This window comes from Nocardia sp. NPDC056952 (genome assembly GCF_042674185.1).
GTDB lineage: Bacteria > Actinomycetota > Actinomycetes > Mycobacteriales > Mycobacteriaceae > Nocardia.
On sequence record NZ_JBHURA010000007.1, the window covers coordinates 163,931 to 176,570 of the forward strand.

The 12,640-nt window shown below is 67.7% G+C and carries 10 protein-coding genes; 3 read left to right on the forward strand and 7 right to left on the reverse strand.

Annotated features, from left to right (window positions below; translation table 11 throughout):
- The first annotated feature begins 46 nt into the window (after positions 1 to 46).
- Positions 47 to 2,419 (forward strand): lysylphosphatidylglycerol synthase domain-containing protein, encoded by a 2,373-nt coding sequence (locus ACFTS5_RS24055; protein WP_378634829.1) that lies wholly within the window; start codon positions 47 to 49, stop codon positions 2,417 to 2,419.
- A 140-nt stretch (positions 2,420 to 2,559) separates the two neighbouring features.
- Here the strand turns inward: ACFTS5_RS24055 and ACFTS5_RS24060 are convergent, their stop codons facing one another.
- Positions 2,560 to 2,706 carry a hypothetical protein gene (locus tag ACFTS5_RS24060; RefSeq protein WP_378634832.1) on the reverse strand — a complete coding sequence of 49 codons (147 nt, stop codon included), beginning with the start codon at positions 2,704 to 2,706 and terminating at the stop codon, positions 2,560 to 2,562.
- Positions 2,707 to 2,947: 241 nt separating this feature from the next.
- Here ACFTS5_RS24060 and ACFTS5_RS24065 point away from each other — a divergent pair, with 241 nt between their 5' ends.
- A complete protein-coding gene (locus ACFTS5_RS24065) occupies positions 2,948 to 3,721 on the forward strand; it encodes a GntR family transcriptional regulator (RefSeq protein ID WP_358185311.1) in 774 nt (257 codons plus the stop codon).
- Between the two features lie 10 nt (positions 3,722 to 3,731).
- Here ACFTS5_RS24065 and ACFTS5_RS24070 read toward each other — a convergent pair whose 3' ends face one another.
- The 5 genes from ACFTS5_RS24070 to ACFTS5_RS24090 form a co-directional block, all read right to left on the reverse strand.
- A complete protein-coding gene (locus tag ACFTS5_RS24070) occupies positions 3,732 to 5,168 on the reverse strand; it encodes a threonine/serine exporter ThrE family protein (RefSeq protein ID WP_378634836.1) in 1,437 nt (478 codons plus the stop codon).
- Between the two features lie 253 nt (positions 5,169 to 5,421).
- Positions 5,422 to 6,540: a nitronate monooxygenase family protein gene (locus ACFTS5_RS24075; protein WP_301904126.1), complete on the reverse strand. Its 1,119-nt coding sequence runs from the start codon at positions 6,538 to 6,540 to the stop codon at positions 5,422 to 5,424.
- 44 nt (positions 6,541 to 6,584) lie between these two features.
- Positions 6,585 to 7,937: a wax ester/triacylglycerol synthase family O-acyltransferase gene (locus tag ACFTS5_RS24080; RefSeq protein WP_378634839.1), complete on the reverse strand. Its 1,353-nt coding sequence runs from the start codon at positions 7,935 to 7,937 to the stop codon at positions 6,585 to 6,587.
- 216 nt (positions 7,938 to 8,153) lie between these two features.
- On the reverse strand, positions 8,154 to 9,014 hold the full coding sequence (locus tag ACFTS5_RS24085) for a hypothetical protein (RefSeq protein WP_378634841.1): 861 nt from the start codon (positions 9,012 to 9,014) through the stop codon (positions 8,154 to 8,156).
- A gap of 67 nt (positions 9,015 to 9,081) precedes the next feature.
- The gene (locus ACFTS5_RS24090) at positions 9,082 to 9,531 is read right to left on the reverse strand and encodes a MarR family transcriptional regulator (RefSeq protein WP_364402674.1); all 450 of its coding nucleotides are present in this window, start codon (positions 9,529 to 9,531) and stop codon (positions 9,082 to 9,084) included.
- 106 nt (positions 9,532 to 9,637) lie between these two features.
- Between ACFTS5_RS24090 and ACFTS5_RS24095 the strand changes: the two genes are divergently transcribed.
- The gene (locus ACFTS5_RS24095) at positions 9,638 to 10,816 is read left to right on the forward strand and encodes an MFS transporter (RefSeq protein ID WP_378634845.1); all 1,179 of its coding nucleotides are present in this window, start codon (positions 9,638 to 9,640) and stop codon (positions 10,814 to 10,816) included.
- Between the two features lie 63 nt (positions 10,817 to 10,879).
- On the opposite strand, the gene ACFTS5_RS24100 is transcribed toward ACFTS5_RS24095, so the two are convergent.
- The gene (locus ACFTS5_RS24100) at positions 10,880 to 12,577 is read right to left on the reverse strand and encodes a cutinase family protein (RefSeq protein ID WP_378634846.1); all 1,698 of its coding nucleotides are present in this window, start codon (positions 12,575 to 12,577) and stop codon (positions 10,880 to 10,882) included.
- Positions 12,578 to 12,640 lie beyond the last annotated feature (63 nt).

Consider the following 12,640-nt stretch of genomic DNA (forward strand, 5'->3'; position numbering starts at 1 on the left):
GATGTCACGGCGGGTCTACGGCGTGTCGGTGTGTATCGTGCGGCTCATGCGAGTCGACGGTCGGGAGATCCCGGTCACGGGGAAACTCCTGCAGCCGATGATCCGTCGTACCAGCGACATCGTCCGGGTGGTGCTGGCGGGAATCGGCGTCGCCGTGGTGATCGCGGGCTCGCTGATCACCCGGCCGGAGTGGCTGGCGCTGGAACGCTCGGTCGCCAAGATCGTGGACTTCCTCAGCCAGGACCAGGCGACCATGGTCTACCTGATCTACGGAATGCTCATCCTGGCACTGCCGTTCGCCATCTTCATCGAACTCGTATTGCGCAGGCAGTGGAAGCTGCTGTTCGGGTACGGGGCGGCGGGCCTGCTCGCGGTGCTGGCCCTGTCGATCACCGGGGCGGGCATCTCCACGCCGAAATGGCACATGCCGGTCCCGGACCGCTTCGATACCTTCCTGTCCCAATTCCTCGACGATCCGCGCTGGATCGCGATGCTCGCGGCGATGCTCACCGTGTCGAGCCCGTGGCTGCCGGTGCGGCCGCGACGCTGGATGTGGTTCCTGCTGTTGATGTTCGCGCCGATCCACCTGGTGGTCAGCTCGGTGGTGCCCGCGCGGGCGATGCTCGGCCTGGTGGTCGGCTGGCTGGTCGGCGCCGTGATCGTCTGGGTGGTCGGCACGCCCGCGCTCGAGGTGCCGCTCGACGGCGCGGTCCGGGTGCTCGCGGGGCGCGGCCACACCGTGAAAGCCTTCCGGGTCGATCGACCGGCCGGGCGCGGACCGCTGCTGCTCGCCACCGAGGTCGACGGGCCCGAAGACGAGATCATGGTCGAGCTGTACGGCAAGAACCAGCGCAGCTTCGGCGCGATCCGGCAGGTGTGGCGCTGGATCACGTTCCGCTCCAGTGAGACCGCGCCGCTGCACGGATCGATGCACCGGGCGGTGGAACATCGCGCGCTGCTCGGCATCGCGATCGGTGACCTCGGGATGGCCGACAGCCACCAGGTGGCGGTGGCCGGCCTGAGTCGCGGCTGGATGCTGTACGCGCACACCATGCCTCGCGGTACCCAGATCGCGACGTTGTCCGCGCAGGTGCTGCCCGGGGTGTGGCGGTCGCTGCTGCGGCTGCACGAGAACCAGATCAGCCTCGGCGATCTGCAACCCGACTTCGTGCGAGTCAGCCAGGGCGACACCCTGTTCGGCGGCTTCTCGGCGGCCGAATTCGGCGCGGCCGAGGCGCAACGGCAGACCGATATCGCCCAGCTGCTGGTGACCACCACCTCGCTCTACGGCAAACACGAGGCGGTCTCGGCGGCGATCGAGGTGCTCGGCGAGGACAAGGTCGCCTACGCGGCCCGGCGGCTGACGAAATCGGCCATGTCTATCGGCATCCGGAAGTCGGTGCCGCAGTGGACCAAAGTGATGGCCACCGCCCGCGAGGAAGTGCGCAGGCAGACCGGCCACGACCGCATCCAGTCCGAACAGATCACGCGGTTCTCCCGCAACCAGATCATCCAGCTCGTCCTGCTGGTCGCGCTGGTCTATGTGGCGTATCCGTTCTTCAGCCAGGTGCCGACGTTCTTCAGTCAGCTGCGCACGCTCAACTGGTGGTGGGCGCTCGCGGGACTGGCCGTATCGGGGCTGACCTATGTCGGCGCGGCCGCCGCGCTCGGCGCCTGCGCGGACGGGCTGGTGAAGATGCGCTATCTGCTCGTGGAGCAGCTGGCCAACACCTTCGTGGCGACGACCACCCCCGCCGGCGTCGGCGGGCTGGCGCTGAGTGTGCGGTTCCTGCAGAAGGCGGGCATGACGACCCTGCGCGCGACCGCCGCGGTGGCGATGCAGCAGTCGATGCAGGTGCTCACCCACCTGGTCCTGCTCGTCGTGTTCAGCGTGGTGGCGGGCACCTCGACCAACCTGGCCCACATCGTGCCCGACGCGACCGTGCTGTATCTGATCGCCGGCGTCGGCGTGGGGCTGATCGGCGCGTTCATGTTCGTGCCGACGCTGCGACGCTGGGTCAATCACTCGGTGCGTCCGCAGGTCACGGAAGTACTGGGTGAACTCGCCGACCTCGCCAAGGATCCGATGCGATTCGTGGTCATCGTCGGCGGCTGTGGCGCGATCACGCTCGGCCAGGCGCTGGCCCTGTGGACGAGCGTCGAGGCTTTCGGTGGCGGCACGGATTTCGTTGCCGTCACCATCGTCACCATGATCGGTGGCACGCTGGCCTCGGCCGCGCCGACACCCGGTGGCGTCGGCGCGGTCGAGGCGGCCCTGATCGGTGGTCTCGCGGCGTTCGGCGTCCCGGCCGAGATCGCGGTCCCCGCCGTCCTGCTCTACCGCGTGCTGACCTGCTGGATCCCGGTGGGTCTCGGCTGGCCGGTCATGCGCTGGCTGGACAAGAAAGACATGATCTGAATACTTGGCGCGCTCGATTCGCGGCCCTTCGGGCCCCGATTCTTCCTTCCCTACGGGCACTCCTTCGTCGCACCCTTCGGTCAGTCCAGAATCGGGCGGGCCGCGAAGACAAGATTCCGGGGTGACCCTGACCGGCCGGGTCAGCTCGCTCGTAGTGCGATCACGAGGCCGTCTTTCGAGCACACCTGCGGCACCTGGGTATCGGGCTGGGAGTTGCACTGCCAGCCCAGGACCACCACCGAATCCGACGGGTCGACCGTGCTCGCGGCGAGCCGAATTGTTGTCACAAGTTCCTCCCGAGATGTTTAGCTGCCCCGTTGCCTGCGTATTCAATCACGGTGTCGCACAGCGCTGTCTGATCCAGCTGAACGGCACGCCAGAAGGAAAGCCCGCTGATCGGGGACCTGGCGTCGCATCGATAGCGATGCGATCGCTGAAAGTCTCGATTCGAGCGCGCCAGCGCTCCGAGGACAGAGCGCCTAAACTGTCTGGGACGTAGCCCGATCATGACCGAGAGGTGTTGTTTCGATGGGATCCCGGACGGTGGTCGCCGACGTCGCCGATGAGTTGGCGCGCCGCGTAGCCACCGGCGAGTACCGGCCCGGCGAGCTGATGCCGTCGGTGCGCCAGGTCGCCGACGAGTTCGGGATGAACCGCGCTACCGCCCAGCTCATCCTCGGCCGCCTCGAGTCCTACGGATTCGTCGAGGCCAGGCGAGGTAAGGGCTTCACCATCCGCGATGTCCGCGTCGAGGGCGGTATGGACGTCTACCGGCACCTGTTCCGGTTCTCGATCACCGCGCCCGCGGTCGCCGCCGAGATGTTCACCGACATCGTCGAGGTCGAACGCGGCATCGTGGGTGAGGCGCTGCTGGCCTACACCGCGGGGGAGAAGGTGCTCGATCCGGCCGAGCTCGCCGCCGCCGTCGACGAGCTGGAGGCGATGGCACGCCAGGCCGTGCCCGACCACGCGCGCATCATCGCCGCCGAGATCGCGCTGGTGCGTAAGCTACTCGGCGTGCTCGAGATGAGTATGCAACGCGCGGTGCTGAATTCGATCGCCGATATGGTCGTCGAGGTGCCGGAGGCGGTCGCCGCCTATTTCGCCGTCGCGCCCGATCTGCACGTGCTCGTCTGGCGCGCGCTGCTCGCGGTGTGGGATGCCGAATCCGCGCCGAGCGAGGCACAACTCGCGCTGTTCGGGGACCTGTTCGCGCTGTACCACGAGAAGGTGATCGCCCGCTTCGGTCAGCTCGTCGGCGAGACTCCGGTCCACACCGTGCCGCTGAGCTCGGCCGTCTGAACCACCCCGGCTAGCTGTCTGAGTCGGATTTCTTCGTCGTCTGCGCGGTGTGCACCCACGGCAGATGGTGTGGTACCACCGTGTCGATGATGGTGCTCACGCGCGGTGTGTGCGCGGTGGCCAGACCCGAGCCGACCATCACGCCCAGCGCGATCGACATCACCGACAGCAGCGCCGAGACCAGCACCTCCAGCCCGCCGGTCGACACCCCCGACAGCGAATGCGTGACGAGGTCGGAGATCCCGGTGAGGCTGATCCCGCCGGGCACCAGCATCCAGAACGCGGGCAGGAACGCCACCTGGGTCGGTGGCGCGTGCTTGCGGCCCTGGATCAGATACGCGGCGTTCACGGCGACCAGCCCGCCGAGGAACGTGCCGGTCAGCGGACCGGACACGTGCTTGCCGAGGACCTGCGCCGCGTAGGTGATGTAGAGGACGAGCAGCAGCCAGCCCACCGTGTTCTGTGGTGCGCTCGATCGCCACGAATGCCCGTACCCGATCAGCAGCACCCCGACTATCGGTGCCCACCACCCCAATTGGGCACTGCTCACCGGCGGATCCGACAGCGGTCCGAGCACACTGATCCCCACATAGGACCCCAGTGCGAGCAGGAACAGCATGTTGATGCCGTAGACGACCCGGCTGGCACCGGCCACCATCGATCCGGTCGCCAACTCGATCGTGCCGTTGGTGAGCATCGCACCGGGCAGCAGCGTCGCGACCGCGGGAATCAGCAGTTGCTGCGGCTGTCCACCGGCGAGCGCGCCGGGAAAGCCGTACGCGAGCACCGCGACCACCGCCGACGCGACCACCGGCAACGCCATCGACAACAGCCGCACCTTGTCGGCGAGCTGGGTCAGCGCGCCGACGACCAGCCCGAGCACCACATAGCCGACCAGCGCCCGCGCGCCCGGGTTGAGCATCATGCCGATGCCGACGGTCAGCACGACCTGCCCGAGCAGGATCAGCCACGGCGGGCTGCCGGGCTTCTGGGTCAGGATCTTGTCGAGATCCCTCGATGCCCGGCTCGGCGGCGGCGCGTCCTGCTCGATCTGGTCGATCAGCCGGTAGAGGCCGTCGATCTGGTCGAGCGGCAGGGTGCCGACGCGGGCGTCGAGCATGTCGATGGCGGAGCTGTTGTCGGTGCGCACCCGGACGAACACCGCGGTGGGCAACACCATGAAGTGGATATTGGCGGTGCCGTAGCGCCGCGACAGCTTGTCGAGGATGACCTGCACTCGTGCGGAGGTCTCGCCGGCGCCGACCAGCGCCACACCGATGCGGCACAGCAGATTCAGCAGATCGGCGGGTACGGGCGGGTCGACGGGTTCGTGCTCGGTGGGTCGCGGCGCGGCCTTCGCGTATTGCTCGCGGATCTCGGCGATGGCCTGGGTAACTCGGGTCCTGGCCGCTTTCCAGGTCTTGCTCGCGTACTGTTCCGAAGCCATGTCACCGCCGTCCGCAACCTTTTGGCAATGGTGCGGGGCGGTGTGCTGAACACCGCCCCGCAGGTCAGATACGCCGAGTGTAGTGGTAGCCGGCACAGTGCGCGGTCCCAGCAATCGCACCGGTTCCCGCGATTTCGCAAGCACATGGGTAACTCATCGGGCACGGCTGACCGATTCGGCTCCCGAAGCTTGCCGCGTCGCCGCCTTTCCCCGCACCTGAGCCTGGCTGCAGTTCGCGGGGAGGCGGAAGAGCTCAGCCGTTGAGTCGGGTGAGGCGGTCGTAGGCGGTGACGTACTCCTCGACGAGGCGGTTGACCACGTCGGCGCTGCGTTCGACCTTGTTCATCATGCCGACCACCTGGCCGACCGGGTTGAAGTTCACGTCCTTGGCGGCCTCGGGGTAGCGGTGTCCGCGCTTGACGCCGTCGAGGGCCACCATCATCTGCAGCGGCATCGGCAGCGGGTCGGGGGTCTCGGTGGACTCCCAGGCGTCGGTCCAGTCGTTGCGCAGCATGCGGCACGGCTTGCCGGTCCAGGAACGCGAGCGGATGGTGTCGTGGCTGGTCGCCTCGAGGTAGGTGTCCATCTGGGCGGGCGGCACATTGGCCTCCTCGACCGTGAGCCACAGCGACCCGGTCCACGCGCCCGCCGCGCCCATCGCCAGCGCCGCCGCGACCTGCGCGCCGTTGCCGATGCCACCGGCGGCCAGCACCGGCACGTCGCCGATCGCGTCGATCACCTGCGGCCACAGCACCAGCGAGGACACCTCGCCGCAGTGCCCGCCGCCCTCGGTGCCCTGGCAGACCACGAAGTCGAGGCCGGCCGCCTTGTGGTTCATCGCGTGCTTGACCGAACCGCACAGCGCGCCGATCACCCGGCCGGAGTCCTGGATGCGCTTGACCACGTCGTCGGGCGGGGTGCCGAGCGCGTTGGCGACGAGCTTGGCCTTGGGGTGGTTCAGGATGACGTCGACCTGCGGTCCCGCGGTGGTCGCGGTCCAGCCGAGCAGCTCGTTGTGGTGCTCACCGTCGGGCAGTGCGGGCACGTTGTGGTCGGTGAGGATCTGCTGGGCGAAGTCGCGATGGCCCTGCGGAACCATCTGCGCCAGCTGCTTTTCCAGCTGTTCGGGGGTGAGCCCGTCGACGCCCTTGCCCTCGTATTTCGACGGAATCACCAGGTCGACGCCGTAGATCCCGGTGACGTGCTCGTCGAGCCAGGCCAGCTCCACCTCGAGCTGTTCGGCGGTGAAGCCGACCGCGCCGAGCACCCCCAATCCGCCCGCGTTGCTCACCGCCGCCACGACGTCGCGGCAGTGGGTGAAGGCGAAGATGGGGAACTCGATGCCGAGCTGTTCGCAGAATTCGGTACGCATACCGAACTGTAACACGTTCTAGTTTGGTCGAGAACGGTTAATTTCTACAGCGCGGCATCCTCGAGCGCGGCCAGTGAATCCTCGAGGTGATCGAGCAGTCGATGCAGGTCGGGCAGCGTGCGACGGCAGCCGACCAGACCGAAATCGAGGTTGTCACCGCTGGAGGTGAGCGTGATGTTCACGGCCTGCCCGTCGAGCGGGATCGACAGCGGGTAGGTGGCGTCCAGGCGCGAACCGTTCCAGTACAGCGGCTCGCGCGCACCGGGCACATTCGAGATGACGATATTGAACGGCGGCGTCGCCACCGAGGCGAACCCGGGCAGCAGCATCGCCGCCATCGGACTCAGCATCACCCCGGCCATCGCCAGCGTCTGCGCCGGGGTGAGCGAGTGGTACACCTCCTTGTTGCGACGCGTCGACTCGCTCACCACCCGCAGGCGTTCCAGCGGGTCCGCGATATCGGTGCCCAGATTGCACAGCAGCGCCGCGACTTTCACGCCCTGGCTGTCGACGTCGTCTTCCTCGCGCAACGACATCGGCACCATCGCGATCATCGGCTTGTCCGGCAAGGCGTCGCGCTCGAGCAGGTAGGCCCGCAGCGCACCCGCCGACATCGCCAGCACCACATCGTTCACGGTGGCCCCGGTCGCCTTCTTCACCTGCTTGACCCGATCCATCGACCAGCTGCGCACCGCGCACTTGCGGGCACCGCCGATCGGCACGTTGAACAGCGTGCGCGGCGCCTCGAACGGCAGGGTGAGCTGCTGCTGCACCAGACCGGTGCGGGTGGCCTTCATCAACGCGGTGGTCGACGAGCGCGCCGATGTGACGGTATCGATCAGGCTGCCGAGCCGGGATTTGCCGGGGCGCGGCGGGCCGGGCTTGCGCGGCAGGTTCCACGGCCGCATGAGCTCGGTCGCGAACGGGTCGGTGGTCAGCGTGCGCCGCATGAGGCGCTGGGCCGAAACACCGTCCACCAGTGCGTGATGCATCTTCGAGTAGAGCGCGAAGCGCCCGTCGGCCAGACCTTCGACGAAGTGCAGCTCCCACATCGGGCGGTGCCGGTCGAGCAGGGCGCTGTGCAAGGTTGACGCGTGGTCGAGCAGCTGGTCGATATGGCCGGGCCCGGGCAGGGCACTGCGCTGCACGTGATAGTCCAGGTCGACGTCGTCGTCCTGGGTCCACGCCATCTGCGGTGCGCCCAGCCAGGTGGCGGGCCGCTTGCTGAACGTGGGCCGAACTGTTTTGTCGGCCAGCAAGGCCGCGCGGAACTCGCGCAGATAGTCGGGCCCGGCGTCCTCGGGCGGTTCGAACAATTGCAGTGAGCCGACGTGCATCGGGTGCTCGCGGGATTCCGCGAGCAAGAACAGCGCATCCAACGGCGCGATGAGATCCATGAGAGATCGCCCCCTGACGAGAGTGGATCGGTGCAAAGTCTTCAGACGATCGACCACGCTGTCGGGTTCGGCACCCCTGCGTGCCGTATATCCAAGTTACCCGTCCGTCCGGGGTCGCGTCAGCTGAACGCTCGGACCATCACGAACTCCATGGTGTTCACCGGATGTTCAGCTCGCGGAAGAGTACTGGATGCTCGAGCTGAGTGAACGCGGCGGTCAGACTTTGACGGTCTGCGCTTCGCGGGTGTCGACGGCGTCGCGCGGATCATCTTCCTGCGGTGTCTCGTTCACCTGCTGCGGCTCGACCAGCTGCGGTGCCTCGGTGGGCTGTTGCGGCTCGGTGAGCGGCTCGGCCGCCTGCTCGGGCTCGGTGGGCTGTTCCTCGGCGACTTCCTCGAATGCGACTTCTTCCGACGGGGTTTCGGCGACCACCGGCTGCGGCGCCGGAACCGGATCTACACCGACCCCCTTCGAGGCGATCTCGATACCGAGCTCGATGCGCGTCGTCTCGACCAGCGCTCGCTCCTGTTCGGCGGCATGGCGCATCGCCTTCTGCCACAGCGACGCCATCTGCTCCAGCTCCTCGACCGTCGCCTCCACGTCGATGTGCAGCTTCAGCCGCTGCATCGTGATGTGCTGGGCAGCGGTGAGGGTACGCAGCAGGTCTTCGCACTTGTTGGGAATCCGGCGATGCGCCACCACCCGAAGGCGAGTCAGCGTGCCGCCCGGGCGATCCCAGATCACCTTGTGGATCTGCGCGCTGACGCTGTCGATCTCGTCGGTGGTGACCAGATCCCATTCACCGCAGGTGGTCAGGTCGGCGCGCACCGAGGCCGACATCTCCAGGATCGAGGCGACCGCGGCGAGCACCGCCTCGCGGCGCCACGCCTCGTGATCGCGCTGGTCACCCACCATGTTCGACAGTTCGACATTGCGCTGCGCGGCGTCGAGGGCCTGCCTGCCGCGCTCGTCGGCGGCCGCGATTCCTTCACGGTGGGTTCGGTTGTTGGCGATGACGCCGACCAGAACTGCGCCGGCGACGGGGAGCGAGCCGAGGAGTGGGAGCCACTGAGTCACCCAGCGATCATTGCACCGGTGCTCGCAACAGTCACCATGATCGGCGCGTTGGTATCGATGTCGCGTGTCAGCTCGGCGCCGGAACCCGGTGCAGAAAACCGACCAGGGGCGCGAGTTCCGGGATCTGCTCCGCGTCGGCGAGTGCCTTCTCGAGTGCTCGATCGTGGGTCGGTTTCGCCTTTTCGTAGGCGGCCCTGCCGGTTTCGGTGAGTTCGGTGTAGATGCCGCGGCGGTCGTCGGCGCACAGTACGCGCACCAGGAAGCCCCGGTCTTCCAGCCGGTTGACCAGCCGGGTGGTCGCGCTCGCCGACAGTGCGGCCGCGCGGGCCAGCTGGGAGATCCGCATGTGCCAGCCGTCCTGCCGGGCCAGTGCGTCGAGCACGGTGAACTCGACGATCGACAGTTCGTGTTCGCGCACCAGCTCGCGTTCGAGCGCGGTCTCGATGTGCCCGTGCAGCGCGGCCAGGGTGCGCCAGCCGGTCGCCCGTACCTCGATGGCGTCATCAGCAATACCCATGCGACGAGTATAGCTGGCGGTTGCAATATAGCGCGTGTGCAACTATCGTCGGTCAGCGTTAGTTGCACACGCGGGTAATCGGCCCCTGATGGAAAGAAGCGTTCACATGCCACTCGGTCTCATCGCTCTCGCGCTCGGGGGCTTCGGCATCGGACTCACCGAGTTCGTCATCGCGGGCCTGCTCTCCCCGGTGGCGGCCGACCTGGGCGTCTCGGTGCCCACCGCCGGCTACCTCATCTCCGGGTACGCGCTGGCCGTCGTCATCGGCGCGCTCGCGCTGACCCCACTGGTCAACCGGTGGCAGCCCAAGCGGGCATTGCAGCTGCTCATGGTCCTGTTCACCGTCGGCAACGCGGCCTCGGCGCTGGCTCCCGGCTACGCCGCGCTGCTCGGCGGGAGAGTGCTCGCGGCCCTCGCCCACGGCGCGTTCTTCGGCATCGGGGCGGTGCTGGCGTCCTCGCTCGTCGCGCCCGAGAAGAAGGCCGGAGCCATCTCGATCATGTTCGGCGGACTCACCGTCGCCAATGTTCTCGGCGTTCCGCTGGGGACGTTCATCGGCCAGCAGTGGGGCTGGCGGGCCACGTTCGTGGTGATCACCGTGGTCGGGCTGGTCGCGCTGGCCGGCATCACCGCGCTCGTCCCCGACGCGCCCGCCACCCGCGAACGCCCGAACCTACGGGCCGAGTTGTCGGTCTTCCGCAACACACAGGTCTGGTACTCGCTGGTCATGACCGTGCTGGTGTTCGGGGGGATGTTCGGTGCGTTCATGTACATCGAACCGCTGCTCACCCGCGTCACCGGCTTCTCCGAAGCGATGGTGCCCTGGCTGCTGGTGCTGTTCGGTGTCGGCCTGTTCTTCGGCAATCTGCTCGGCGGTCGCTGGGCCGACCGCGCACTCACCCGCACCCTGCTCGCGCTCACGGTGGCCCTCGCGCTCTCGCTGGCGGCATTCGCACTACTCGCCGACTACCGGATCGCGGCACTGCTGTTGCTGCCCGCCATGGGATTCTTCGGCTTCGGCGCCACCCCTGGTCTCCAGATGCGGGTGCTCGACAATGCCGGTGCCGCACCGACTCTCGCCTCGTCGGCCAATATCGCGGCCTTCAATGTGGGCAACTTCCTCGGCGTGTGGCTGTCCGGGCTGGCGATCAGCGCCGGGTTCGGCTGGGTGTCGCCGCTGTGGGTCGGAATGGGATTCGCGGTCACCGGGCTGCTGGTGTTGATCGCCGCGACACGCGGTGAACGCGCCGTTCGGCCTTCGGTCCCCGAACCCGTCTCGGTCTAGACAGACGAAAATCCCCGGTGCGCAGCGGATATCGCTGCCCACCGGGGATTTCGTGGTTCGTGACTAGTTGGCCGACGGGGTGGTCGTCGGGGCAACGGTGGTGGTCGGCTCGACCGTCGTGGTGGGAGCCACCGTCGTGGTCGGGGCGACCGTCGTGGTGGGGGCCACCGTGGTCGTCGGGGCCGGAGCGGCCGCCTGGTTGGTCGCCGGTTCCGGAGTGGTCGTCGACGGGGCCACTGTCGTGGACGGTGCCGTGGTGCTGGTGCCCGTCTTGGACGTGGTGGTCGGCTTGGGACTGGTCGTCGTCGACTTCGCGGAGGTCTTGGACGTGCTGGTCGGCGCGGTGGTGGTCGTCGCCGGCTTCGTCGGAGCCGCCAGCGCGGCGGTCACCGAGGCGTCGTCCGGCGCGGCCTTCGTGTCGATGGTCTCGCCCGCCTGCGCCTGCTTGGCCAGGTGCGTCAGCCAGGCTGCCGCGTACTCCGCCGAGGTCAGCGGCTTGCCGTTCGCGGCGTCGGAGTCACGCCAGTAGTCGAAGTGGTGACCGGTGCCGTTCGGGCCGAGAGTCAGCTGGTACGGATCGTTCATCACCACCGGGATCGTGTTCTGGTTCGTCACGATCAGCCCCACGATCTCGTTGAAGATCTTCTGCGGCAGGTACGCCAGCGGCGAGAGCTGCTCACCGGCGATCACGTCGGCCTTCGCGGGCGTGGTGGTCTGCCCCGGCTTGTAGTCCGGGTCCGACACCTTCAGCAGCACGTCGAGGAAGGTCTCGTCGCTGGCCATCCAGTTCGGGTTCGACCCGATATCGGAGAACGCGGCCATCGCGATCCGGCCCAGCGTGAACGCCATGTCCTGGCCCATCGCCGGGGTGATCGCGGTGACGCCGTTGCGCTCGAGGTCGGCGCGCTGCAGTTCGTCGATATTGATCTGACGACCCACATTGGCGGCCAGCTGCAGCAAGGAGATGTTGTCGGGCGCCGCGCAGGTGAGGTCGCCCTCGGAGCAGAAGGAGGCGATCTTGCCGTCGAGCGCGCCGAAACCAGCGCCCGTGGTGACGCCCTGGCCCGAGATCGGCGTCTTGCCGTCCTGGTACTTCTGGTCGAAGTTGTCGGGGCGCGCGAACGGGTCGTCCGCACCGAGGAAGGTGCCGTCGCCGGCCTTGCGACCAGGATCGGCGAACATCACCACACCGAGCACGTCGTCCGGGTTCACGGTCGCGTACCCGTCGGCGGGATCGTCGTTGCCGATGCCCTCTGCCACGCGACGCACCACATCGGCGCCCTCGCTGTAGCCGACGATCGAGAACTTGGTGTCCGGGCAGGCCGCCGAGATCTCGCGCATCACCTGCTGGGTGTTCTCCACACCCCGGTTGACCGCGTCCTCGTAGCTCGCCAGATCGGCCGGGTAGGCGATGTACACCGCCGCGTAGTCGCCCTCGGCCACGTCATCACGCGGGGCGTTCACCACCGGATCCACCCACACACTGCTGTGGTCGCCCGACAGCGCGGCGGGCAGCGGATTCCCGTTGGCATCGAGCAGCATCGCCGTCGTGCCCTCGACCGGGGTGTCGTTGCGTCCGGCCACCGAGATGGTCACCATCTCGCGGCACTCCGTCACCGACGTCGTCAGCTCGTAGCTGGGTGATTCCGGCTGCGACGTCACCGCGAAGGAAGCGGCGACAATCGCCGCGACGCCCAACGCCGCAGGCGCGGCAACAGCCGAAGCAATGCGATGTTTCGCAAGAAACTCACGCAGATTCATATGTGATCCCGTTCGAATGACCTACAGGTGGGCAGGCCCCCCGACGGGCCGCATGTCACGAAC